Origin of the sequence: Mesorhizobium sp. M1312, from assembly GCF_040318115.1 — a bacterium.
Classification (GTDB): domain Bacteria; phylum Pseudomonadota; class Alphaproteobacteria; order Rhizobiales; family Rhizobiaceae; genus Mesorhizobium.
The window spans coordinates 128935-153067 of sequence record NZ_JAMYLQ010000012.1; the positions used below are offsets into that span (position 1 = coordinate 128935).

A 24133-nucleotide genomic window follows, 5' to 3' on the forward strand; every position below is an offset into this window, starting at 1 on the left:
GCGAATGATGGGGGACACAGCATGACCGGACACATCCTAGCAATCGACCAGGGAACGACATCGAGCCGGGCGATCCTGTTCGACCGTGAGATGAAGGTGGTGGGCAGTGGGCAGAAGGAATTCACCCAGCATTATCCGGCTTCCGGCTGGGTCGAGCACGATCCGGAGGAAATCTGGTCGAGTGTCGTGGCGACGGTGAAGGCTGCGCTGAAGAGCGCCGGCCGCGATGCGTCGGATGTCGCGGCAATCGGCATCACCAACCAGCGCGAGACCGTCGTCATCTGGGACAGGGCGACCGGCAAGCCGATCCACAACGCGATTGTCTGGCAGGACCGCCGCACCGCGCCGCTGTGCCAGAAATTGAAGAAGCAGGGGCTGGAGAAGAAGTTCACCAGAAAGACCGGCCTGCTGCTCGATCCCTATTTCTCCGGCACCAAGATCGCCTGGATGCTGGACAAGGTGAAGGGCGCCAGGAAACGCGCCGAGAAGGGCGAATTGCTGGCTGGCACCATCGACAGCTTTCTGATCTGGCGGCTGACCGGCGGCAAGGTTCACGCCACGGATGCCACCAATGCCTCGCGAACGCTGGTCTTCAACATCGAAAAGAATGCCTGGGACGACGAGCTTCTGGCCATTCTCGGCATACCGGAAAAAATGCTGCCACAGGTGAAGGATTGCGCTGACGATTATGGAATCACAGAGAAAAGCCTGTTCGGCGCAGAAATAAAGATCCTCGGCGTGGCCGGCGACCAGCACGCGGCGACCATCGGCCAAGCCTGTTTCGAGCCGGGCATGATGAAATCCACCTACGGCACCGGCTGCTTCGCGCTGCTCAACACCGGCAGCGATCTGGTGCGCTCGAAGAACCGGCTGTTGACCACCATTGCCTACAGGCTGAACGGCAAGACTACTTATGCGCTGGAAGGGTCGATCTTCATTGCAGGTGCTGCCGTCCAGTGGCTGCGCGACGGCATCAAGGTGATCGGCAAGGCCGAGCAGAGCGGCGTGCTGGCGGCGAGCGCCGACCCGACTCAAGATGTGTATCTGGTGCCGGCTTTCGTCGGGCTCGGCGCGCCGCATTGGGACGCCGAGGCGCGCGGCGCCATCTTCGGGCTGACCCGCAATTCGGGCCCGGCCGAATTTGCCCGCGCCGCATTAGAATCCGTGGCTTTCCAGACCCGCGATCTGCTCGACGCGATGCGCAGGGACTGGAAGGGCGCGTCAGTAAAGACCGTGCTTCGGGTCGATGGTGGGATGGTGGCGTCGGACTGGACCTTGCAGCGGCTGGCCGACATCCTCGATGCGCCGGTCGACCGCCCGACAATCCTTGAGACGACCGCGCTCGGCGCGGCATGGCTGGCCGGCTCGAAGGCGGGTGTCTGGCCGAAGACAAGGGAATTCGCCAAGAGCTGGGCGCTCGAACGGCGGTTTCAGCCGGATATGAATGTCTCGGTCCGTTCCTCAAAGCTCGCCGGCTGGCGCGATGCCGTGCGCAGGACGCTGAGCACGCTGTAGATTCGCGCACAAAAAGCCTGCGCCGTTGCCGGCGCAGGCTCTTCAACGACCCTTATTCAACTCTGCCCAAGGTTATCAATAGGGCGAGATGCACTGCCGGCGGGGTCCGTAGTAGGGCTGATACGTGTTGTCATATGCCCGGTAAGATCTGTAGCGGCTGTAGCACCACTCCACGTGTGAATCGCCCCGATAGATGCGGCGGGGCTGATTGTTAATGATCGCGCCGGTGATCAGCGCCCCAGTGGCGAAGGCAGCCAGCGGGAACCAGTAGTCGCCGTGACGGCGATAGCCGCGACGCCAACTGCGATAGCCGCGATGGCCGCGCCAATACCTGCCGTCGTCACCGGCGAAATCGCGACGGCGGAAATCGCGGCGGAAATCACGGCGGAACTCACGGCGGAAATCGCGGCGGGAAAAATCGCGATCGCCGTCGAAATTACGCCTCCACCGCCAGTGGTCGACGGTCTGGACATCCGACGAGACGTTCTGACCTAGCGGCACGTAAATGGGCTGGGCGTTGACGGGCACGATTTCCGCTACTGCGAATGACGCTGACAGCGCGGTCGCCAGCAAGCCCGACATGATCCTGTTCATGATCTTCTCCTTGAAAGCGTCGTCCCTTGTAGCGACAAAAACGGGCAGGTTGCGCAATTGTTCCGCCCAAAAAAGCAAGCTGCTGATTTGTAATGCGTCTCGGTTTTGTGCGAGACAGCCGCTCCGACCTTATCGAAACGGTTTGCGAGGCGTCACGAGACCGCAAAAGCCCGGCTTACGCGCCCACTTTTCCGGTTGACCGGTCGAGGCACTCTCCCTATGTTCCGCGCAATTTCGAGGGCGGCATTCTGAGCCCGCGGGAGCGCGTAGCTCAGCCGGTAGAGCAACTGACTTTTAATCAGTAGGTCCAGGGTTCGAATCCCTGCGCGCTCACCATTGTTTCACGTTAAAATTCAGTTATTTAGGCTTATCCGCGGATTACTGCCACGACAAACGCGACCAGCAACAGGCGGATGAGGCGAGCATCGAGGCAGCTCTCCCAATGAATCGTGTGTTAGACATCCGGAAAACTTCGATCACACCAGCGAGACGTTCCCGCCGGCGTGGCGCTCCAGCCGGCCGGCGAGGTCGAGTTCCAGCAGCACCATGAAAACCTGGGCGGGATGCAGGCCGGTGTGGCGGATGATTTCGTCGATCGCCACCGGCGTCGGGCCGAGGGCTTCGATAACGCGGGCGCGGTCGTCTTCGCCGGGCGGTGGCGTTGCCGAAAAGTCGGGCGGCTCCCCAAGCGGCGCCGTCCTTGGCGCCAGCGCGCCGACCAGCGGCGCGATCGCACTGGTGATGTCCGATGCCTCGGTGACCAAAGTGGCGCCGTCTTTGAGCAAGGCGTTGGCGCCGGCGGCGCGCGGATCGAGCGGCGACCCGGGGACGGCGAAGACCAGCCGGCCCATCTCGCCGGCAAGCCTGGCGCTGATCAGCGAGCCGGAGCGTTGCGCGGCCTCAACCACGACCAGCCCCAATGCCGCGCCGGCGACAAGGCGGTTGCGGCGCGGAAAATCCTGGGCGCGCGGCTGCCAGCCGAACGGCATCTCTGAAATAACGGCGCCGCCGCGCTCGGCAATCTCGTTACAGAGTTCGGCATTCTCGGGCGGGTAGGGCAGGTCGAGGCCGCCGGCCAGCACACCGATCGTGCCTGACGCAAGGCTGCCCAGATGTGCTGCCGTGTCGATGCCGCGCGCCAGGCCGGAGACGATGCCGTAGCCGTCGCGGCCGAGTTCGGCGGCGAGCGTTCGCGCCATCTTGATACCGGCCAGCGAGGCGTTGCGGGCGCCGACGATGGCAACTGCCGGCAGCCGGAACACCGCGCCTTCGCCCTTGACCGCGAGCAGCGGCGGCGGATGGTCCATGCTTTTCATCAATGGCGGATAGTCGGCCTCGCCGATGCCGACGAAGCGGGCGCCGGCCCGCCGGGCTGTCTCCAGTTCCGCCTCGGCCTCGGCAATCGACGGGATGCGGACGATATTTCTGGCGCCTCCCGAAATCATCAGCTCGGGCAGCATCTCGATCGCCGTCTCGGCCGAGCCGAAGCGGTTGATCAGGTCGCGAAAGGTGGCCGGGCCGACATTCGGCGTGCGGATCAAACGAAGCCAGCTCAACCGCTGCCGGTCGCTGAGCCGCGGTCCGGCGGCGCGCGGGTTCACTCCCTGGCCCCGATCTTGCCCTCGGTGCCGGCCAGCAGCCGCGCAATGTTGGCCCGGTGTTTTACGATGACGATCAGGCTCATCAGCGCGAACAGCCCGGCAATCGCAGGCGTGCTGAGGACATAGAGCGCGATCGGCACGACGACTGCTGCCGTCAGCGCCGCCAGCGAGGAATAGCGGAACAGGAAAGCGACGGCCAGCCAGACGACGGCGAAGATCAGTGCCACCTGCCAGGCCAATGCAATCAGCACGCCGAGATAGGTGGCCACACCCTTGCCGCCCTTGAAGCCGAGCCAGACCGGAAAGAGATGGCCGAGGAAGGCGCCAAGGCCCGCCCAGGGCCCGAGTTCCGGAGCAAAGCGAACGGCGATCAGCACGGCCGCCGTGCCTTTCAGCGCGTCGAGCAGCAGCGTGGCGGCGGCCAGGCCCTTGTTGCCGGTCCGCAGCACATTGGTGGCGCCGATATTACCGGAGCCGATGTTACGGACGTCACCAAGGCCGGCGGCGCGGGTGATCAGGAGCCCGAACGGGATCGAGCCGAGCAGATAGCCGAACACCAGCGCCAAGACGATGTCGTAAGCCATTGTTCCCCCCAACTCCAACTGCCGGCTTTAGGGAGTGTTGAGATTCAGGTTAGGCCGAGCCGAGAATAGTGGTTTCCGAGAACCGGAACGCAGCGTACTTTTGGGTACGCGAGTACCGCAAGCACAGGAAACCGCCGTTCGCAGGCCGGCATCACCTGAATATCGACACTCCCTAGGCTGAAAACACTGTGCGGCCCGCCACCATCGTTTGCAAGACCTTGCCCTGCAGCCGCGCGCCTTCGAAACAGGTGTTTTTCGAGCGCGAACGGATGCCGCTTTCGCTGACGATCCACGGTTCGTCGAGATCGACCAGCGCAAGATCGGCGACCGCGCCAGGTTTCAGCGTACCGCCGTGCAGGCCGAACAGTCTTGCCGGCGCTGTGGACAAGGTCTCGACCAGCCTAAGCAGCGTCACGTCGCCATTGTGATAGAGCCGCAGCGCCGCGCCCAGCAGCGTTTCCAGCCCGATGGCACCGGCCGCGGCATCGGCGAAGGGCAGGCGCTTGGTGTCGACGTCCTGCGGGTCGTGCGAGGATACGATGAGGTCGATCGTGCCGTCCTTGACCGCCTCGATCATCGCCAGCCGGTCTTCCTCGGCGCGGAGCGGCGGCGTCAGCCGGAAGAAGGTGCGGTATTCGCCGACATCGTTCTCATTGAGCGACAGATTGTGGATCGAGACGCCTGCTGTGACATTCGCGCTGTCGCCTTTCGCCCGCGTCACCGCGTTCGCCGCCATAGCCGTCGAGATCTTGGCCGCGTGATAGGCGCCGCCGGTCAGCCGCGCCAGCGCAAGATCGCGCTCCAGCGGAATGGACTCGGCCTCGCGCGGAATGCCGGCAAGGCCGAGCCAGCTGGCATAGAGGCCTTCATTCATGACGCCGGACGAGGCGAGGTCAGCGTCTTGTGTTTCATGCGCGATCACGCCGCCGAAATCGCGCGCATAGGTCAGCGCGCGGCGCATTACCAGTGCGCTTGATATGGTGTGTCGCCCGTCAGTGAAGGCGACCGCGCCGGCCTCGCGCAGCAGGCCGAATTCGGTCATCTCGCGGCCTTCGAGGCCCTTGGTGATCGCCGCCGCTGGAAAGATGTTGACGATCGCCGTATCCTTGGCGGTGCGCAGCACGAATTCGACCAGCGCGACATTGTCAATTACCGGGTCGGTGTCGGGCATCATGACGATGGAAGTGACGCCGCCGGCCGCCGACGCCACGCTGGCCGAAGCGATGGTTTCGCGGTGCTCGCCGCCCGGTTCGCCGATGAAGACGCGCGCATCGATCAGGCCCGGGATGATCGCCTTGCCGGCGCAGTCGATGACGATAGCATCTTGCGGAGCGCCCTGGTTCAAGGCCGCCTTGCCGGCAGCGACGATCTTGCGGCCCTCGACAATGACCGTGCCGACATCGTCGATGCCGCGCGACGGATCGACGATGCGGGCCTGGCTGAAGACCGTTGTGCTCATTGGGCAACTTCGCGGTTGCGGCGGGGGTCGAGCAGCGCTTCCATCACTGCCATGCGCACGGCAACACCCATCTCTACCTGCTCCTGGATTACGCTCTGCGGCCCGTCGGCGATTTCCGAGGCGATCTCCACGCCGCGGTTCATCGGGCCGGGATGCATGACCAACGCGCCGTCCTTGGCCGCTTTCAGCTTCTCGGCGTCGAGGCCGAAATAGTGGAAATATTCGCGCACCGAAGGCACGAAGGCGCCTTCCATGCGCTCGCGCTGCAGCCGCAGCATCATCACCACATCCGCGTCCTTGAGCCCTTCGGCCATCGAACGGGTGACGATCACGCCCATTTTCTCGATGCCGGCGGGCAAAAGCGTCGACGGCGCCACGACGCGGACCTGGGCGCCGAGCGCATTGAGCAGCATGATGTTGGAACGCGCCACGCGCGAATGCAGGATGTCGCCGCAGACCGCCACGATCAGCTTCGACAGCTGGCCCCTGGCGCGGCGGATGGTCAGCGCGTCGAGCAGCGCCTGCGTCGGGTGCTCATGGGCGCCGTCGCCGGCGTTGATCACCGAGCAGCCGACTTTTTGCGCCAGCAGGGCGGCGGCACCCGCCGACTGGTGGCGGATGATCAATATGTCAGGGCGCATAGCGTTCAGCGTCATCGCCGTGTCGATCAGCGTCTCGCCCTTCTTCACCGAAGAACTGGCCACCGACATGTTCATGACGTCGGCGCCGAGCCGTTTTCCAGCCAGCTCGAACGACGACTGCGTGCGGGTCGAGGCTTCGTAGAAGAGGTTGATCTGGGTGCGGCCGCGCAGCGTCGAGGTCTTCTTCTCCGACTGCCGCGAGATCGCGACCGCCCGGTCCGCCCTGTCCAGCAAAAGCTCGATGTCGGCGGGGGAAAGATCGCGGATGCCCAGAAGATGGCGGTGGGGATAGAGTGGCAGGGACGAAGCGTCGGTCATCTCAAGGCGCTGCTATAGGGTGGAGGACCTTTGGCTGCAAGCACCAGCTTTGGATTGTGGCCTTTCTCCCCGGTATTTTCGTCGCGCGCGTTGTGCGGCTTGGGCTATATCTAGCTGATGGCTCCGGATTCGTGGCCTTGTGATGATAAGGACAGTGCGTGACCGACGACGCGACCAACCAGCCGCCGCCGCTGGCAGGCGGCAACGCCTGGCGGGGAGATCCGTTGCTGATCCAGCTTGCCGAGCGTTTTTCCGATCCGGTGCGCAAGGATCTCGATGGGCTTGGCCGTTTCGTGCTGACGCAGGAGGCGCAGGAGCTGGCCCGCCTCGCCAATGTCGAGACGCCGAAGCTCAGGACCCATGACCGGCAGGGCCGGCGCATCGATCTGGTCGAGTTCCATCCTGCCTATCATGCGCTGATGCGCCGGTCGGTGGCGAACGGACTGCATTCGTCGGTCTGGGAAAATGGCGATGCCGAGATCGGCCGCCGTCATCAGGTGCGCGCTGCCCGTTTCTACCTGACGGCCGAGCTCGAAACCGGGCATCTCTGTCCCGTCACCATGACCAGCGCATCGCTGGCAGCGCTGATGGCAAGCCCGAAGCTGTTTCGCGAATGGGCGCCGCGCGTGACGACACGCAAATATGACCAGAGCCAAAAGCCGCCGGTCGAAAAGGCCGGGCTTACGCTCGGCATGGGCATGACCGAGAAGCAGGGCGGCACCGACGTCCGCGCCAACGTCACCAGGGCCGAGCGCGCCGGCAGCAGCTTCTATCGGCTGACCGGCCACAAATGGTTCATGTCGGCGCCGATGTCGGATGCGTTCCTGGTGCTTGGGCAGGCGCCGGAAGGGCTTTCGTGCTTTCTCGTTCCTCGCATTCTCGGCGATGGTTCGGGCAACGGCTTCCGCTTCCAGCGGCTGAAGGACAAGCTCGGCAACCGCTCCAACGCCTCGTCCGAAGTGGAGTTCGTCAACGCCATCGGCGAGATGGTCGGCGAGCCAGGGGCGGGCGTCAAGACTATCATGGACATGGTGACGCTGACCCGGCTCGACTGCGCGATCGCCTCGTCGGCGATCATGCGTGCCGGGCTGGCCGAGGCCGTCCACCACACCCGTCACCGCCAGGTGTTTGGAACCAATCTGATCGAGCAGCCGCTGATGCAGCGCGTGCTGGCCGACATGGCGCTCGACGTCGCCGCGGCCACCGCGCTGTCGTTCCGGCTGGCGCGCTCCTTCGACGAAGCGGCCGGCGACCGTGGCGAGGCGGCCTTCGCTCGCGCCATGACGCCGGTTGTAAAGTACTGGATCTGCAAGATCGCACCACCGCTGCTCTACGAGGCGATGGAATGCCTCGGCGGCAATGGCTATGTCGAGGAGGCGCCGCTCGCCCGCTACTATCGGGAAGCTCCGGTCAACGCGATCTGGGAGGGATCCGGCAACGTCATGGCGCTCGACGTGCTGCGCGTGCTGGGGCGCGCACCCGGCCTGTTCGAGGAGGTGCTGGCCGGCATCGATCGCGATCTCGGCGCCGGCGGACGCGGCACCGTTGGTGTACTCAAGGCGGCAATGCAGGTCGCGGCAACCGATGAGGGCTCGGCCCGTCTGCTCACCGAGCAACTGGCGCTGTCGGCGGCAGCGGCGGAGCTTCGCAGGCTGGGAGCAGGGCGGATCGCCGACGCCTTCGTCGAGACGCGCCTCGCCGGCCAGTGGCGCAACACTTATGGCATGCTCGATTCACGCCATGACGCGCGCATGATCATCGACACGCTCTATCCGCCGGTCACCTGAAAGTACTTCGGGAAGGTTCTCATCGTCTGTCGCGCCGCTGTGGATGACCGTTAACCTTAACAAATGGTTTCCATTGCGATGGCGGGCCGCAAAGCCCACTGTCCTGTTTACGGAAGCAGGAACGCCATGCGGCATATATTGAGCTCCTTTCTGGCCTTGCACTGGGCGGTGGTTTTCGCCCTGCTGGCGTTCCTCTGCATCGACGGGAATCGCGGTGTTGCGGCAGCGCTTGGCGTGCTCGGCGTCGCCGTCCAGGACACCCGCTTTGCCGACCTCGAAAACGCCGTCGTAGTGGCACCGCTTGCTGTAGCGCTGCTTGTCGTCGCGGTGCTGTTCTGCTGGGCCTTTGTCGAAACTCTGTTTAGCGACCCGAGAAATCCGGACGCCACCGACGGCGTCGTGCGGGTCGCCTTCATCTCCGCCTCCGGCGTACTGTCGCTGATCGTCGTCGGCGGCGCTGCGCAAGGCGTCAACGGGCTGTTCATGGTTGTCGCGGTGCAACTGGCGGCACTGCTGGCTTCCTATGTCGCCATGCTCGCAGAGCAGCGGTCAGCCCTTGCCGCAGCGATTCCGGGCACCGGTGAAATCCGCGACGCCGCGCATGTGATGGCGAAGGCGGCGGCGCACAACTCGGCGCTCTCGCGCATTTCCGGACGTCCGGACGCAAACTTGAGGGCGGATACGAACGTGAGGGATGGCCGCTGATGCGCACCTTGTTCGTGCTATGGGCGGCCCCGCTCGCCCTGTTCTGGGGCTGGTTCTTCCTGTCGCTCAACGACATCAATTTCGGCTACGTCATGCTGAGCCGCCAATTGCATGATCTCGTCTTCCAGCTCTATGGGGAAATGCTTGGCATTGATCCGGTGCTCATTCCCGGCATGGTGGCAAAGGCCTGCATCCTCGACAGTCTGCTGCTCATGGCGTTTTGGGCGTTTCGCCGCCGCCGGGTGATCGGTGGCTGGATTAGGATAATGCGCGACCGTTATGTCGACCAGGCACCGACGCCGAGCGCTTGAAGCCGGTCGAGAACGCCCTGCAAAATAAAGGCAGCCGCGGCCGAATCGATCTTGCCGGCGCGTTTGCGGCGCGAAAAATCCATCTCGATCAACGTCCGCTCAGCCGCCACCGTCGACAGTCGCTCGTCCCACAAAACGAAGGGTAGGTCGGTCACACCAGCCATGTTGCGGGCGAACGCGCGGGATTTCTGGGCGCGCGGGCCTTCCGACCCGTCCATGTTGATCGGCAGGCCGAGCACCACGGCGCCGACATTCTCTTTCTGCAGCAAGGCGAGCAGCACAGCTGCATCCAACGAGAATTTCCTGCGCATGATGACCGGACGCGGGTGGGCGAAGGCAAAGCCCCGGTCGGACACCGCCACGCCAATCGTCTTGTCGCCGAGGTCGAGCCCGGCCAGCGTCTTGCCGCCGCTGAGCCGCGCCGGCAACTCTTCAATGGTGATGATGCTCAACGGCCTTCCTTGGACTACACGCCGCAAAGGACGCTGTGGGACTTTAATTTCACTGCCGGCGTTCTATCCTTTGGCGAAGCAGAAATCGAGGAAAGCGTTCATGAAACTGACCTGGTACGGACATTCCGCATTCCGCATCGAAACCACTGACGCGAAAATCCTCATCGATCCCTATCTGATCGGCAATCCGTCATGGACGGGCGGCTGGGAAGAGCCGGCGGAAGGAGTCACGCATGTCCTTTTGACCCATGGCCATAGCGATCACATCAGCGGTGCGCTCGAAGTGCTTGGGAAAACCGGCGCCATGCTGGTCGCCAATTTCGAGGTCTGCATGTATCTGGTCGGCAAGGGCGCCAGCGACAAGAAGATCAATCCCGGCAATATCGGCGGCACCGTCGATTGCGGCGGTTTCACCACTACCTTCGTCCAGGCGCTGCATTCATCGTCGTTCCAGGGTGACAATGGCCAGAACACCTATCTTGGCAATCCGGGCGGTCTCGTCCTGCATTTTCCGGAGGACAAGACGCTCTATCATTTGGGCGACACCGATATCTTTTCCGATATGGCGCTGATCAACGAATTGCATGAGCCGAAGATCGGCATCGTGCCGGTCGGCGACCGCTTCACCATGGGTGGCGCGGTGGCAGCCCTTGCCTGCCGACGCTTCTTTCAGTTCGAGACTGTCATCCCCAGTCACTTCGGCACGTTCCCGATCATCGACCAGACCGCCGACAAGTTTGTCGCGGGGTTGGAGGGATCCGGCGTGAAGGTGGCGTTGCCGGAGATCGGCGGGACGATTGCCTTGTAGAGGATGCCCCAGGCGGCAGCTATTTGCGCTGCGACGGCGTGGCCCTGCCATAGGCCTTCAGGCCCGGTTCTTGGCACGATGCATGTTGCGCGGCACGCGCCGCGCCGCTATAGCGCGGACTGGTTTTCCAGAGGCACAAACAACTATGTCCGTTGATGTCAAGACAGTGAAGCGCGTCGCGCGTCTCGCCCGCATTGCGGTGAGCGAGGAGGATGCAGAGCGCATGACCGGCGAGTTGAACGCCATTCTGGGTTTTGTCGAGCAATTGAACGAGGTCGACGTTTCCGGCGTCGAGCCGATGACTTCGGTGATTCCGATGGAGATGAAGAAGCGCCCGGACCTCGTCACCGACGGCAGCAAGGCGGCCGACATCGTCGCCAACGCGCCGGCCACCGAAGAGAATTTCTTCCTCGTTCCGAAGGTCGTGGAGTAGCGGGCCGATGGCAATCGAGATCGCCATCGAGACGCCGCTGCAGGACGATGTGCGCGGGCTGGTTAGGGAGCTCAACGACGCGTTGCTGGAACTGACGCCGCCGGAGCACTGCTATCACATGACCGTCGAACAGATGGCCGACAACGACACAACCGTCTTCGTCGCTCGCGACAACGGCCTTGCCATCGGCTGCGGCGCGCTGAAGCGCCACGATGGCGCCCTCGGCGAGGTCAAGCGCATGTACACGCGGCCTTCGCATCGTGGACAGAAGATCGGCGCCAGGATCGTCGAGCGGATCGAGGCGCTGGCGCGCAATGAAGGGCTGAAGCGTTTGGTGCTGGAAACCGGCGACCGCCATCCGGCGGCGTGGACCGTCTATGAGTGCGCCGGATTTTCGCGCTGCGGCCCGGTGCTGGAATACCCTGATACCGAGTGGTCGGTGTTTTACGAAAAGAGCCTTGCCTGATGAACGACCTGACGCACCTGACGATATCGCAAGCCCGCGCCAAGCTGCGCGCCAAGGAAATCACCGCAGCCGAGATCACCGAAGCCTATCTCCAGGCGATCGAGCGGGCCAATCCGACGCTCAACGCCTATGTCGTCGTTACCGATGACAAGGCGCGCGACATGGCCAAGGCCTCGGACGCGAAGCTGGCGAAGGGCGAGGGCGGGTCGCTCGAAGGCATTCCGCTCGGGATCAAGGACCTGTTCGGCACCGAAGGCATCCACACCCAGGCCTGCAGCCATGTGCTGGATGGGTTCACGCCGCACTACGAATCGACCGTCACCGCCAATCTGTGGGCCGACGGCGCCGTCATGCTCGGCAAGCTAAACATGGACGAGTTCGCCATGGGCTCCTCCAACGAGACCTCCTTTTACGGCCCTGTCGTCAATCCGTGGCGGCGTTCGCGCCTCGACACGGTGGTGATGCCGACCACGCATCAGGGCGATGGCGGTTTTGTCTCGGCCGGCGGCACCCGGACCGCGCGCACGCTGGACAACGCCCGTCTCGTGCCGGGTGGCTCGTCAGGCGGCTCGGCCTCCGCCGTTTCCGCGCTCCTATGTGCCGGCGCCACCGCCACCGACACCGGCGGCTCGATCCGCCAGCCTGCCGCCTTCACCGGCACGGTCGGCATCAAGCCGACCTACGGCCGCTGCTCGCGCTGGGGTATTGTCGCCTTTGCTTCGTCGCTCGACCAGGCCGGACCGATCGCCCGCGATGTGCGTGACGCCGCGATCCTCTTGAAATCCATGGCCTCGGTCGATCCGAAGGACACCACCTCGGTCGACCGGCCGGTGCCGGATTACGAGGCGGCGATCGGCAAGCCGATCAAGGGCATGAAGGTCGGCATCCCCAGGGAATACCGCGTTGACGGCATGCCCGAGGAGATCGAGGCGCTGTGGCAGAAAGGCATTGCCTGGCTGAAAGATGCCGGTGCCGAGATCGTCGACATTTCGCTTCCGCATACCAAATATGCGCTGCCGGCCTATTACATCGTCGCGCCCGCCGAAGCATCGTCGAACCTCGCGCGCTATGACGGCGTCCGCTATGGGTTGCGCGTGCCGGGCAAGGACATCGTCGACATGTACGAGAAGACCCGCGCCGCCGGCTTCGGCCGCGAGGTCAAGCGCCGCATCATGATCGGCACCTATGTCCTCTCCGCCGGCTACTACGATGCCTACTATCTGCAGGCGCAGAAGGTGCGGAATCTCATCAAGCGGGATTTCGAAAATGCATTCACGGCCGGCGTCGATGTCATCCTGACACCGGCGACGCCGTCGGCGGCCTTCGGCATCGCCGATGAGGACATGGCCGCCGACCCGGTCAAGATGTACCTCAATGACATCTTTACGGTGACGGTGAACATGGCTGGACTGCCGGGCATCGCCGTGCCCGCAGGACTAGACGCCAAGGGCCTGCCGCTCGGCCTGCAGCTGATCGGCCGGCCCTTCGACGAAGAAACTTTGTTCCAGACCGCCCACATCATCGAACAGGCGGCGGGTACGTTCCAGCCGGAAAAGTGGTGGTAGTGTCGTCACCCATCTGAAGGGTGAGGCATGTTCTACTATCTTTCCAAGCTATTTTGGCTTCTCGTCCAGCCGTTGAATCTGGCGATCATCCTGCTGCTGGTCGCGTTGCTTGCTGCCTTGGTCGGCCGTAGAAAGCTGTTTGCCACCGGCAGCGGGATGGCCTTTCTCATCCTTGCCCTCTCGACCTGGACCTCGCTCGGCGCACTGATGCTCAACCCGCTGGAAGAGCGCTTTCCGCGCCCGCCGCTGCCGGAAAAGGTCGATGGCATCATCGTGCTCGGAGGCGGCATGGAGGGCGCCGTCAATTTCGTGCGTGGCGGCTATGAACTGAGTGCCAGTGGCGATCGGATGGTCGCGGCGGCCGTGCTGGCACGGCATTTTCCGACAGCGAAAGTCGTCATCTCAGGGGGCACCATCGCGATAATCGGCGAAGGCGAGGGCGATGCAGAGACGGCGCCGCGTCTGTTCGCCGCGCTTGGTGTGACGGCCGATCGGCTGATCCTCGAAAACAAATCCCGCAGCACCTACGAAAACGCCGTCTTCACCCGGGAACTGGTCACCCCGAAACCGGGCGAGACCTGGCTGCTGGTGACCTCGGCCTTCCACATGCCGCGCGCCAAGGCGCTGTTCGACAAGGCCGGCTTTGCCGCCGTTCCCTGGCCGGTCGATTACCGCACCTCCGGCAAGCAAGGCATCGGCCTGTTCCGCGACGATCCCTTCGGTTCGCTGCAGACCACCACCACGGCGGTCCGCGAATGGATCGGGCTTGTCGCCTACTGGCTGTCGGGCCGCATCGATCGGCTTTTTCCCGGACCGGGTGTTGGCTCGGGCGGCTGACCGATCACGGCTTGCCGCGCCGCTGAGAAGAACTGGCGACGCACCAGAACCGCCAGCAAAAGCAGCGTCGACAGTACGAACACCGTTGGGTCGACGAACCAGCCGAGATAGCCGATCGAGAAGAAGACGCCGCGCATGCCGGAATTGAAATGTTTTCCGGCCAGCATGTTCATGCGCGCCGCCCGCCATACCGCGGTTTCGCTGACCGGGTTGCGTGAAGCCTTGCCGTGCGAGATCGGCACCGCACCGATCAGGATCGAGCAATAGTTGAACAGCCGGTAGGCCCAGCCGAACTTGAAAAAAGAATAGGCAAGGATCAGCACCAATCCGAACACCTTCATCTGAAAGGCGGAGCGGGATGATGTCGCGCCGAGCGGCAGGTCGCTCAGCACCGAAAGAACCTGATCGGAGGCGCCGACCAGGGCAAAACAGCCGCCGATCGCAATCAGCGAACTGGAGGCGAAGAAGGCGGTTCCCTGTTGAAGACCTGCCATAATGGCGGTGTCGACGATGCGGACCTCGCGTTCGGCCATGGTCCGCATCCAGGCTTCGCGCTGGGCGTTCATCGCCGTCGTCAGCGATACGCGGCTGACCGGCTTTCCGTCGGAGGCGAGCGTATGCAGCACCCAGGCGACGAGGAAGAAAGCCAGCGCCGCCAGATCAGCCGTCGACAGATGGAAGGAATCGCCCATGCGATCCTTTTACCACAAGCGGTGGCGCCGCTTCGACGGCGGAACGCAACGATGTCGCTGCCGGAGCAAACAAGGTCGGCAGGTGCAGCGCCGCGATCTTCGAAAGAGCGGAAACATCACAGGAATTCCTATATGTAAATTCCAATAGGAGAGAGCGGCGCGTGTTCCTTTCGGTTTTCGACCTGTTCAAGATCGGCATCGGACCATCGAGTTCGCACACGATGGGACCGATGACGGCTGCGCGGCGTTTTCTCGACGAGGTCGCGGGAGATGACTGGCCACGCCCGGCCGGCGCCAAGGTCGACCGCGTCGCCGCCAGCCTGCACGGCTCGCTTGCCTATACCGGCATCGGTCATGGTTCAGATCGCGCCGTAGTGCTCGGCCTTGCCGGCCAGACGCCGCAGACGGTGGACCCCGATCAGGCGGACAGCATCGTCGACCATATTGCCGTGGACAAGCGGATTGCGCCGCCCGGCCATCCCTCCTATCGCTTCGACCCGGCCACGGATCTGGTGCTGGACCGCAAAACGCCGCTCCCCGGCCACGCCAACGGCATGGCCTTCTCCGCCTATGATGCCGACGATCGCCTGCTGCTCAAGCGCATCTATTATTCGATCGGCGGCGGCTTCGTGGTTTCGGAGGAGGAACTGCAGCGGATGAAGGTGAAGGGCTCGGTGTCAACGGAAGGCAAGAAGGTTCCATACCCCTTCAAGAACGCCGTCGAGATGCTGTCGATGGCGGCGAAAAGCGGCCTTTCCATCGCCGACATGAAGCGCGTCAACGAGGAGACGCAGATGCCGCGTGAGGAGCTCGACGCCGGCCTCGACGGCATCTGGAGTGCTATGAAGAGCTGCATCGAGCGCGGCCTGTCGCAGGACGGCATCATGCCGGGTGGGTTGAAGGTGCGCCGTCGCGCGCGGCGATTGCACGACAAGCTGCAGGAGCAGTGGCAGCAGAACCGGCCCAACCCGCTGCTCGCCAACGACTGGCTGTCGATCTATGCCATGGCGGTGAACGAGGAGAACGCGGCCGGCGGGCGCGTCGTCACCGCGCCGACCAATGGTGCTGCAGGCACGCTGCCCGCGGTGCTGCGCTATTGGCTGCATTTTCATCCCGAGGCCGACCAGCCAAGCATTCGCGATTTCCTGCTGACCGCGGCGGCGATCGGCGGCATCATCAAGACCAACGCTTCGATCTCGGGCGCCGAAGTCGGCTGCCAGGGCGAGGTCGGTTCGGCCTCGGCGATGGCGGCAGCGGGGCTGTGCGCGGTCATGGGCGGCACGCCCGAGCAGGTCGAGAACGCTGCCGAGATCGCGCTCGAACATCATCTCGGCATGACCTGCGATCCGGTCGGCGGCCTGGTGCAGGTGCCCTGCATCGAGCGCAACGCGCTCGGCGCCGTCAAGGCGGTGACTGCCGCTTCGCTGGCCATCAAGGGCGACGGCGTTCATTTCGTGCCGCTCGATGCCGCAATCGAGACCATGCGCCAGACCGGCCTCGACATGAACGAGAAATACAAGGAAACCAGCCTCGGCGGACTGGCCGTCAATATCGTGGAATGCTGAGCAAACCTGGCACTGCGAACACTGGCACTGTGGAGAAAGTCGACCCGACCGTTGACGCCTTCGCACGCCGGACTAAACCTTAATTCATGTCTCTCAATCTCATAAAGCTCTGTGTTGGCTGCGACAGCGTCGAAGATCTCGAAGAGTGGGTCGCCTTCCGCCTCGACGAACGGCGGCGCGCCGGTGAACCGGTCGAGCATTACCACACCACCCGCATGACGCCGACGCGTGGCGCCGAGGTCACCGATGGCGGTTCCCTCTACTGGGTGATCAAGGGCAATGTGCAATGCCGCCAGTTGATCTCAGAAATCCGTCCTTTCACCGATGACGAGGGCATTGGCCGCTGTCATCTGATGCTCGATCCCGCGGTCGTGCGCACCGAATGGCAGCCGCGCCGCGCCTTTCAAGGCTGGCGCTACCTGAAACCGTCGGACGCACCGGCCGATCTCGGCAAGGGTAGAGCGGGATTGGTCGAGATGCCGCCGAAACTCAGGCGCGAGCTTGCCGATCTCGGCCTTCTCTAGGAACGCCTCCAAAGCTGCCGTGATCGCTGGCCCTCCGGGTCGCCTCATGCTGGGCTTGCAAGCTGGGCGACAACGCCACATCTTGAATGTCATGAGCGACAAGAAGCAGCCCGTGCCCGCAAAGGCCAATCCGGCGCCGGTCGAACCCCAATCGAGCACCGGCGAGATCGACGCCTTTATCCGTCAGGCAAGAACGCTCGCTGCGTCCGCGACCGGTTCTGGCAGGCTGATTCTCTCGCTCGACGCGACGATGAGCCGCCAGCCGACCTGGGACCTCGCCTGTGCGCTGCAGGGCGAGATGTTCGACGCCGTCGGCAAGGCCGGAGCGCTCAAGGTACAATTGGTTTATTTTCGTGGTCTCGGCGAGTGCCGCTCATCCGCATTCGTCACCGATACGGAGGCGCTGAAACAGTTGATGACGCGGATCGAATGCCGCAGCGGCCACACCCAGATCGGCAAGGTGCTCGCTCATGCGCTGAGACAGACGACGGCGGCCAAGGTCAACGCGCTGGTCTATATCGGCGATGCGATTGAAGAAAATATAGACGATCTGGCCGAAAAGGCCGGCAGCCTCGGCCTGCACGGCGTTCCTGTCTTCGTCTTTCAGGAAGGCCATGACGCCGGCGCAGAGAAGGCATTTAAGGAAATTGCGCGGCTGTCCAAAGGTGCTTGGTTCCGATTTGATCGGCGGGCCGCCACAACCTTGGCCAGCCTGCTTTCGGCGGTCGCCGTGTTCGCAACTGGCGGGCTGAAGGCACTGGAGGCCAGGGGCAGGCCGGAAGACCGGCTGATGATCGAGCATCTGCGGAGCGGCAGGAAATAATGGGCCCGACTATCGCATTCGTGGCGTTGCTTTTTTTGCTGCTCGGCGTGGCCACGATCTTTCTCCGCGCCGACCCCGCGAGACTCGCAAGCGGGATGAGGACGCTTGGGCCTGTCCTGCTGGCGCTGATAGGCGTCGCCGTGCTTCTGGTCGGACGCGAAGGTATCGGCGGCCTGATCCTGTCGACGGCGCTCGCCTGGTATGGCTCCATGCGGATGAAGCGGCCGACAACGAAACTGGAGCCGGGCAAGCATTCGACGGTGCGCACCGCGGCACTCGAAATGGAGCTTGATCACGATACCGGCAGTCTGGAGGGGCTCGTGCTCGCCGGCCGCCATGAAGGCAAGATGCTTGGCGCGATGAGCCTTGCGGAATTGCAGCAACTTTATCGCGAACTCCCCGGGGACCCGGAGAGCCGCCAGTTGCTAGAGACGTATCTTGACGGCAGATTTCCCATCTGGCGCAAAGACGCTGAGGCGGATGGTGGCGACGGGCTGGGTGTTTCGCCAGGTTCGGGCGCCATGACTAAGGAGGAGGCCTACAAGATCCTTGGTCTTGAAGCGGGGGCCGCCGCGGCGGATGTCCGCAAGGCGCACCGCCGCCTGATGCAGCGCCTGCACCCCGATATCGGCGGCACGTCTTTTCTGGCGGCGCGGATCAATGAAGCCAAGGACGTCTTGCTCTCCAATCACAACTAGTCTCCTTCGACGCAGAATTTTCCGGGAGATTGTTTGCACGCCGTCTACTGCTGGACGGCGTAGCACTCGATTTTCTTTTTCTTCAGAGCGTTGCAGGCTTTCCAGGCAGCAGTCTTCGAACCAAAGCCGAACCGGGCGCGGTAGTAGGTGACGCCGTCCTTTTCGAAGGCGACGGTGAAACCTGTGGCATCGGCGAGAATCGAAGGCGCCTGCTTGCTCGTCTCGTCCAGGAGAGCCTGGGCTTCGGATTGTTTTGGCGAAGAGGCGACCTGGACTGCCCAGCCGGACGGCACCGATGCCGTGTTGACGGGATCGACCGCCGCCGGTTCGGCGTAGGCTGCTGCGACCCTTGCCGTCGCGACATCGTCGGCCGTGGCCGCGGCCACTGCGTTGACCTTCATGGTCTGAGAGACGGGCCTAGTCTGGACGACGGGGGTGGTTTCTTCAACGGTGGGCTCGGTTTCCTCAACCAGTGAGGCAATGGCGTCATCGTCCGGGGCATCGTCGTCCGGCCTGCTGTCCGGCGTCGGCGCGTCGCGCTTGGGCAGGAACACTTTTGCCAGCGCGCTGATCGGGTTGCCGCCGCTGGCCTTGGCGACCAGCATGCCGCTGCCGCGCGACGACGCCTTCGGCATGTAGGTTTTGATCAATGCGGCCATCTGGTTGTCGCGGCTGCCGCCGGATTTCCCGCCTATCACCACCGCGACAATGCGGCGATCGCCGTCGTCAACCGAGGAGACGAGATTGTAGCCGGAGGCGCGGGTGTAACCGGTCTTGATGCCGTCGACGCCCCTGATGCGCCCAAGCAGGCGGTTATGGCCGTTGATGCGCTTGCGGCCGTAGAGAAAGGAACGCTGCGAGAAATAGCCGTAATACTGCGGAAAATGCTCCCGCAGCGCGATGCCGAGCACCGCCATGTCGCGCGCGGTCGTGAATTGACCGGGATTTGGCAAGCCGTGGGCGTTGCGGAAAACAGTACCCTTCATGCCCAGCGCCCGCGCCTTGGCTGTCATCATGTGAGCGAAATTGGCTTCATTGCCGCCAAGAAGCTCGCCGAGCGCCGTTGCCGAGTCGTTTGCCGACTTGGTCACCATCGACAGGATCGCGGTCTCGACCGTGATCGCGCCGCCCCGCCTGACGCCAAGTTTCGTCGGCGGTTCAGCAGCAGCATTGGCCGAAAAGACGACCCGGGAGTTCTTGCTGATCTTGCCGTTCGCCATGGCCTCGAAGGCCAGGTAAAGCGTCATCATCTTGGTGAGCGAGGCCGGATAGCGCCGACCATCGGCATTCGAAGAATAAAGCACCTTGCCGGTCTTGGCATCGATGACGATGGCCGCCGACCTCGCCGCCATGGACGAAGCAGCGTCGGCAACGACGAATGTCATCGCCAAAGCGAGGATCATGATCGTTTTCAAAGAGGACGCGGATTTGGAGAAAATGCCCGACAACGCCTGACGCACCGATGGTTCCTTTGAATTTTTTGTTGCTGTAGGCGGCAAAGGTCCTGCCTCACTTCAAGCCAAGCTATCGCGGTCAGCGTTACCAATCCGTTTATGGTAACCGCCGTGTTCACCATTTTCTTCGGGCTTGAGCTTATCTTTATTCGAATTTTAGCCATTGCCGGTGGCTGGGCCTGTGTGTTGGGCCGATGTGCTGGCGTCGCCCTCGGCGAAACATTGACTTTTTGTGCAGTGCGCAATATATGACTTGCATTGCACAACGCGGCCCCGGACAGGTGCGCGTCCACCGTCAACGGCAACTGTCAAGGGAGCGTGAAATGACCCAGACCTATGAAGATTTCAGCAAATACGGCAAGGAGTTTGCCGACACCGGCCTGAAGAGCTTCGCATCCCTTTCCAAGGGTGCGCAGGCTATCGCCACCGAGGCGGGCGAGTACACCAAGAAAAGCTTCGAGGCCGGCAGCGCAGCAGCCGAGAAACTTTTGTCGGCCAAATCGCTGGAGAAGGCGATCGAGATCCAGTCCGATTTTGCCAAGCAGTCGTACGAAGCCTTCGTCACCGAAGCGACCAAGATCGGTGATCTCTATGCCGAACTCGCCAAAGAAGCCTACAAGCCGTTCGAATCAATCGTCGCAAAAGCGAAATAATCTCGCTATAATGTGACGACGGCCCTCGGGCCTGCAAGACAGACCCGGTCGCGAACGCGCGGCCGGGTTTTTTCATGGCAATTTGAAAATCAGAGGGCTCTGCCGCCTTCACGATTTCGAAAATCGGCCAAGTTTGGCCACCTAGCCATATTGTCAGCTAAACAGAAGGGCTTAAAATCATTCATCGAAGACCTACATGTCGAACTCACATGGGGATTCGAAAAGGCAGGGCTACGTGACGATTGGTTTGACTGCCACGAGAGATGTGGTGCGGATGCAAAACGGCAACGGCGGCAATGAGGCCGGTCGCGGCACGGCTGTCATCACGCGCACCAAAACCAAGACCAAGAAGCCTAGCCTTTATCGGGTCCTCATTCTCAACGACGACTATACGCCCATGGAATTCGTGGTTCACGTGCTGGAGCGTTTTTTCCAGAAGGACCGTGAAGCCGCCACACGCATCATGCTACATGTTCACAATCATGGAGTGGGCGAGTGCGGGGTCTATACATTCGAGGTGGCCGAGACCAAAGTGTCTCAGGTCATGGATTTCGCCCGACAGAATCAGCATCCGCTGCAATGCGTGATGGAGAAGAAGTGAGGTAACATGCCGGCTTTCTCCCAAGGCCTGGAAAAGGCGCTTCACCAGGCGCTGACGCTCGCCAATGAGCGGCACCACGAATACGCAACCCTTGAGCATTTGCTGCTCGCTCTCATCGACGACACCGAGGCGGCCGCGGTCATGCGCGCCTGCAACGTCGATCTCGACGAGCTGAAGCACACGGTTCTCACCTATATCGACACCGAGCTCGACAATCTCGTCACCGGCTACGACGAGGATTCCAAGCCGACGGCCGGTTTCCAGCGCGTCATCCAGCGCGCGGTGATCCATGTGCAGTCGTCCGGCCGCGAGGAAGTCTCCGGCGCCAACGTGCTCGTCGCGATCTTCGCCGAGCGTGAGAGCCATGCCGCCTATTTCCTGCAGGAACAGCAGATGACCCGCTACGACGCGGTCAACTACATCTCGCATGGCATCGCCAAGCGCCCCGGCGCATCGGAGACGCGGTCGCCGCGCGGCGCCGATGACGAGCAGGGCGGCCAGAGCGGCGCCGAGCCGCAAGAGGACGGCGGCAAGAAAAAGCAGCAGCAGGACGCGCTGACCGCCTATTGTGTCAATCTGAACAACAAGGCCAAGGCCGGCAAGATCGATCCGCTGATCGGCCGCGAGTCCGAGATCAACCGCACCATCCAGGTGCTGTGCCGCCGCTCGAAGAACAATCCGCTCTATGTCGGCGACCCCGGCGTCGGCAAGACGGCGATCGCCGAAGGCCTTGCCAAGCGCATCGTCGAGGGCGACGTGCCGGAAGTGCTGCACAACGCCACCATCTTCGCGCTCGACATGGGAACATTGCTGGCCGGCACCCGCTATCGCGGCGATTTCGAGGAGCGGCTGAAGCAGGTCGTCAAGGAACTCGAGGATTATCCGGGCGCGGTTCTGTTCATCGACGAGATACACACCGTGATCGGGGCAGGGGCGACGTCGGGCGGCGCCATGGATGCGTCGAACCTGTTGAAGCCGGCGCTGTCGTCCGGCGCGATCCGCTGCATCGGCTCGACCACCTACAAGGAGTTCCGCCAGTTCTTCGAGAAGGATCGCGCTTTGGTGCGGCGCTTCCAGAAGATCGACGTCAACGAGCCGACCATCGAGGACGCCATCGAGATCATGAAGGGTCTGAAGCCGTATTTCGAGGAGTTCCACAAGGTTCGCTACACGGCTGAGGCGATCAAGGCCTCGGTAGAACTGTCGGCGCGCTACATCAACGACCGCAAGTTGCCGGACAAGGCGATCGACGTGATCGACGAGACCGGCGCCTCGCAGATGCTGGTGCCGGAGGCCAAGCGCAAGAAGACCATTGGCATCAAAGAGATCGAAGCGACGATCGCCACCATCGCCCGCATTCCGCCGAAGACGGTTTCCGCCGACGACGAGAAGGTGCTGGCCGGTCTCGACGTCGAGCTGAAGCGCGTCGTCTACGGTCAGGACACCGCGATCACGGCGTTGACCTCGGCGATCAAGCTGGCGCGGGCCGGCCTGCGCGAACCGGAGAAGCCGATCGGCTCCTATCTGTTCTCCGGACCGACCGGCGTCGGCAAGACCGAAGTGGCAAAGCAGCTCGCCGCCTCCCTTGGTGTCGAGCTGATCCGCTTCGACATGTCGGAATATATGGAACGCCACACCGTCTCGCGGCTGATCGGCGCGCCTCCAGGCTATGTCGGCTTCGACCAGGGCGGCCTGTTGACCGACGGCGTCGACCAGCATCCGCACTGCGTGCTGTTGCTGGACGAGGTCGAGAAGGCGCATCCGGACCTGTTCAACATCCTGTTGCAGGTCATGGACCACGGCAAGCTGACCGACCACAACGGCAAGCAGATCGACTTCCGCAATGTCATCCTGATCATGACCACCAATGCGGGCGCCTCGGATGCGCAGCGCGCGGCGATCGGTTTCGGCTCGACCAAGCGCGAAGGCGACGATGTCGAGGCGATCAACCGGCTGTTCACGCCGGAATTCCGCAACCGTCTCGATGCGATCATCCCGTTCGGCTCGCTGCCGGTTCCGGTCATCCACCAGGTGGTGCAGAAGTTCGTCATGCAGCTCGAGGCCCAGCTCTCCGAGCGTGGCGTCACCTTCGACCTGTCGCAGGAGGCGATCGCCTGGCTGGCCGAGAAGGGCTATGACGAACGTATGGGTGCGCGGCCGCTCGGCCGCGTCATCCAGGAGCACATCAAGAAGCCGCTGGCCGACGAGGTGCTGTTCGGCAAGCTCAAGAAGGGCGGCACGGTGCGTGTCACCGTCGAGAAGAAGGAGACCGGCGAGACCGGCCTGAAGCTCGAGTCGCTCGCCGACGAGGCGCCGGTCAAGCCGAAGAAGGAAGAACCGGACGACACGCCCAAGCCCAAGAAAGCTGCCATCAAAAAGCCCGTCGCGAAAAAGGCGATCGTGCAGAAGGCGGAGCCCAAGGGCAAGGATGGCGGCAAGCGCAGCTTGGTGCCGCAACTGCCCCGCAAAGGGTGATGACCTGAAAACTAAAAAAGCCCCGGAAACGGGGCTTTTTTGTTGGATGAGGAGGTAGTGAGTGGCCGAAGGCGTTTGGCGTGCGACCTCCGGCTTCAGTTTCCCAGCGCCGTTCGTATCTTGCCGGCGTTCTCAGCCAACACTTCTGGTTTCTCCATCTGACCGCTATGCGGCTTCAAAGGAATGCCCTCGAAGCGTGGAATGATGTGAACATGGAGGTGAAAGACGGTCTGGCCCGAAGCAGGCTCGTTGAACTGCATGACTGTGACACCATCGGCATCGAAGGCCTTTTTTACTGCCCGCGCAACTTTCTGGACATTTGCGAGGAGCGGGCCGAATACTGCCGGATCGGCATCGAGCAGGTTGCGCGACGGCGCCTTCGGCACAACCAGCGTGTGACCCGGCCCTTGCGGCATTACATCCATGAAGGCGACGACTGCGTCATCTTCATAGACGCGATGCGACGGGATTTCACCGCGTAGAATTTTCGCGAAGATATTGCTGCTGTCGTAAATGGTTTCGGCCATGGCGTGCGCTCCGGATTGTGCCTTGCTCTACCGCATCGACCCGAA

At 62.9% G+C, this 24133-nt stretch carries 25 protein-coding genes and 1 tRNA gene; 17 read left to right on the forward strand and 9 right to left on the reverse strand.

Annotation, left to right across the window (positions count from 1 at the left end; genetic code table 11):
- Positions 1-21: 21 nt before the first annotated feature.
- On the forward strand, positions 22-1515 hold the full coding sequence (glpK, locus tag NKH36_RS16295; protein WP_352962972.1) for a glycerol kinase GlpK: 1494 nt from the start codon (positions 22-24) through the stop codon (positions 1513-1515).
- Positions 1516-1590: 75 nt separating this feature from the next.
- Here glpK and NKH36_RS16300 read toward each other — a convergent pair whose 3' ends face one another.
- Positions 1591-2109 (reverse strand): BA14K family protein, encoded by a 519-nt coding sequence (locus NKH36_RS16300; protein WP_352962969.1) that lies wholly within the window; start codon positions 2107-2109, stop codon positions 1591-1593.
- A gap of 260 nt (positions 2110-2369) precedes the next feature.
- Between NKH36_RS16300 and NKH36_RS16305 the strand changes: the two genes are divergently transcribed.
- Positions 2370-2445, forward strand: a tRNA-Lys gene (locus tag NKH36_RS16305).
- Between the two features lie 140 nt (positions 2446-2585).
- Here the strand turns inward: NKH36_RS16305 and dprA are convergent.
- From dprA to NKH36_RS16325, 4 genes are all read right to left on the reverse strand, one after another.
- Positions 2586-3710 (reverse strand): DNA-processing protein DprA, encoded by a 1125-nt coding sequence (gene dprA, locus NKH36_RS16310; RefSeq protein WP_352962965.1) that lies wholly within the window; start codon positions 3708-3710, stop codon positions 2586-2588.
- Entirely contained in the window at positions 3707-4294 is a 588-nt protein-coding gene (plsY, locus tag NKH36_RS16315) for a glycerol-3-phosphate 1-O-acyltransferase PlsY (protein WP_352962962.1), read from the reverse strand. Before plsY ends, dprA begins: the two co-directional genes overlap by 4 nt.
- 172 nt (positions 4295-4466) lie before the next feature.
- The gene (locus NKH36_RS16320; RefSeq protein ID WP_352962959.1) at positions 4467-5753 is read right to left on the reverse strand and encodes a dihydroorotase; all 1287 of its coding nucleotides are present in this window, start codon (positions 5751-5753) and stop codon (positions 4467-4469) included.
- Positions 5750-6712 carry an aspartate carbamoyltransferase catalytic subunit gene (locus tag NKH36_RS16325; RefSeq protein ID WP_352962956.1) on the reverse strand — a complete coding sequence of 321 codons (963 nt, stop codon included), beginning with the start codon at positions 6710-6712 and terminating at the stop codon, positions 5750-5752. The genes NKH36_RS16320 and NKH36_RS16325 overlap by 4 nt, the downstream gene beginning before the upstream one ends.
- Before the next feature lie 158 nt (positions 6713-6870).
- Here NKH36_RS16325 and NKH36_RS16330 point away from each other — a divergent pair, with 158 nt between their 5' ends.
- From NKH36_RS16330 to NKH36_RS16340, 3 genes are all read left to right on the forward strand, one after another.
- Positions 6871-8499 carry a DNA alkylation response protein gene (locus tag NKH36_RS16330; RefSeq protein WP_352962953.1) on the forward strand — a complete coding sequence of 543 codons (1629 nt, stop codon included), beginning with the start codon at positions 6871-6873 and terminating at the stop codon, positions 8497-8499.
- 126 nt (positions 8500-8625) lie between these two features.
- Positions 8626-9204: a hypothetical protein gene (locus NKH36_RS16335; RefSeq protein WP_352962950.1), complete on the forward strand. Its 579-nt coding sequence runs from the start codon at positions 8626-8628 to the stop codon at positions 9202-9204.
- Positions 9204-9515: a DUF6105 family protein gene (locus NKH36_RS16340; RefSeq protein ID WP_352962947.1), complete on the forward strand. Its 312-nt coding sequence runs from the start codon at positions 9204-9206 to the stop codon at positions 9513-9515. Before NKH36_RS16335 ends, NKH36_RS16340 begins: the two co-directional genes overlap by 1 nt.
- Here NKH36_RS16340 and ruvX read toward each other — a convergent pair.
- A complete protein-coding gene (gene ruvX / locus NKH36_RS16345; RefSeq protein ID WP_352962944.1) occupies positions 9482-9967 on the reverse strand; it encodes a Holliday junction resolvase RuvX in 486 nt (161 codons plus the stop codon). The two genes, NKH36_RS16340 and ruvX, sit on opposite strands and share 34 nt — an antisense overlap.
- Positions 9968-10067: 100 nt before the next feature.
- On the opposite strand from ruvX, the gene NKH36_RS16350 reads away from it, so the two are divergent.
- The 5 genes from NKH36_RS16350 (at position 10068) to NKH36_RS16370 (ending at position 14076) form a co-directional block, all read left to right on the forward strand.
- A complete protein-coding gene (locus NKH36_RS16350) occupies positions 10068-10775 on the forward strand; it encodes a metal-dependent hydrolase (RefSeq protein WP_352962942.1) in 708 nt (235 codons plus the stop codon).
- A 145-nt stretch (positions 10776-10920) separates the two neighbouring features.
- Positions 10921-11208 (forward strand): Asp-tRNA(Asn)/Glu-tRNA(Gln) amidotransferase subunit GatC, encoded by a 288-nt coding sequence (gatC, locus tag NKH36_RS16355; protein WP_352962939.1) that lies wholly within the window; start codon positions 10921-10923, stop codon positions 11206-11208.
- 7 nt (positions 11209-11215) lie between these two features.
- Positions 11216-11674 carry a GNAT family N-acetyltransferase gene (locus NKH36_RS16360; RefSeq protein ID WP_352962937.1) on the forward strand — a complete coding sequence of 153 codons (459 nt, stop codon included), beginning with the start codon at positions 11216-11218 and terminating at the stop codon, positions 11672-11674.
- Complete coding sequence (locus NKH36_RS16365) at positions 11674-13239, forward strand: amidase (protein ID WP_352962934.1); 1566 nt, start codon at positions 11674-11676, stop codon at positions 13237-13239. The genes NKH36_RS16360 and NKH36_RS16365 overlap by 1 nt, the downstream gene beginning before the upstream one ends.
- Positions 13240-13266: 27 nt before the next feature.
- A complete protein-coding gene (locus tag NKH36_RS16370; RefSeq protein WP_352962931.1) occupies positions 13267-14076 on the forward strand; it encodes a YdcF family protein in 810 nt (269 codons plus the stop codon).
- Here the strand turns inward: NKH36_RS16370 and NKH36_RS16375 are convergent.
- Entirely contained in the window at positions 14013-14768 is a 756-nt protein-coding gene (locus NKH36_RS16375) for a DUF599 domain-containing protein (protein WP_352962928.1), read from the reverse strand. The two genes, NKH36_RS16370 and NKH36_RS16375, sit on opposite strands and share 64 nt — an antisense overlap.
- A 161-nt stretch (positions 14769-14929) precedes the next feature.
- On the opposite strand from NKH36_RS16375, the gene NKH36_RS16380 reads away from it, so the two are divergent.
- The 4 genes from NKH36_RS16380 to NKH36_RS16395 all read left to right on the forward strand — a co-directional run bounded on the left by NKH36_RS16380 (position 14930) and on the right by NKH36_RS16395 (position 18378).
- Entirely contained in the window at positions 14930-16333 is a 1404-nt protein-coding gene (locus NKH36_RS16380) for an L-serine ammonia-lyase (RefSeq protein WP_352963256.1), read from the forward strand.
- Positions 16334-16419: 86 nt separating this feature from the next.
- Positions 16420-16857, forward strand: coding sequence for a DUF1489 family protein (locus tag NKH36_RS16385; protein WP_352962922.1), 438 nt, complete (start codon positions 16420-16422; stop codon positions 16855-16857).
- Between the two features lie 91 nt (positions 16858-16948).
- Positions 16949-17680 carry a vWA domain-containing protein gene (locus NKH36_RS16390; protein WP_352962921.1) on the forward strand — a complete coding sequence of 244 codons (732 nt, stop codon included), beginning with the start codon at positions 16949-16951 and terminating at the stop codon, positions 17678-17680.
- Positions 17680-18378: a DnaJ domain-containing protein gene (locus tag NKH36_RS16395; RefSeq protein WP_352962920.1), complete on the forward strand. Its 699-nt coding sequence runs from the start codon at positions 17680-17682 to the stop codon at positions 18376-18378. The genes NKH36_RS16390 and NKH36_RS16395 overlap by 1 nt, the downstream gene beginning before the upstream one ends.
- A 44-nt stretch (positions 18379-18422) precedes the next feature.
- Here NKH36_RS16395 and NKH36_RS16400 read toward each other — a convergent pair whose 3' ends face one another.
- Positions 18423-19838 (reverse strand): D-alanyl-D-alanine carboxypeptidase, encoded by a 1416-nt coding sequence (locus tag NKH36_RS16400; protein ID WP_352962917.1) that lies wholly within the window; start codon positions 19836-19838, stop codon positions 18423-18425.
- Positions 19839-20155: 317 nt separating this feature from the next.
- Between NKH36_RS16400 and NKH36_RS16405 the strand changes: the two genes are divergently transcribed.
- The 3 genes from NKH36_RS16405 to clpA all read left to right on the forward strand — a co-directional run bounded on the left by NKH36_RS16405 (position 20156) and on the right by clpA (position 23561).
- Positions 20156-20485, forward strand: a complete 330-nt coding sequence (locus NKH36_RS16405; protein ID WP_352953473.1) for a phasin family protein — start codon at positions 20156-20158, stop codon at positions 20483-20485.
- 274 nt (positions 20486-20759) lie between these two features.
- Positions 20760-21086, forward strand: a complete 327-nt coding sequence (clpS, locus tag NKH36_RS16410; RefSeq protein ID WP_352963027.1) for an ATP-dependent Clp protease adapter ClpS — start codon at positions 20760-20762, stop codon at positions 21084-21086.
- Positions 21087-21092: 6 nt separating this feature from the next.
- A complete protein-coding gene (gene clpA, locus NKH36_RS16415; RefSeq protein ID WP_352962913.1) occupies positions 21093-23561 on the forward strand; it encodes an ATP-dependent Clp protease ATP-binding subunit ClpA in 2469 nt (822 codons plus the stop codon).
- Between the two features lie 95 nt (positions 23562-23656).
- Here clpA and NKH36_RS16420 read toward each other — a convergent pair whose 3' ends face one another.
- Complete coding sequence (locus tag NKH36_RS16420; protein ID WP_352962911.1) at positions 23657-24088, reverse strand: HIT family protein; 432 nt, start codon at positions 24086-24088, stop codon at positions 23657-23659.
- Positions 24089-24133: the final 45 nt, after the last annotated feature.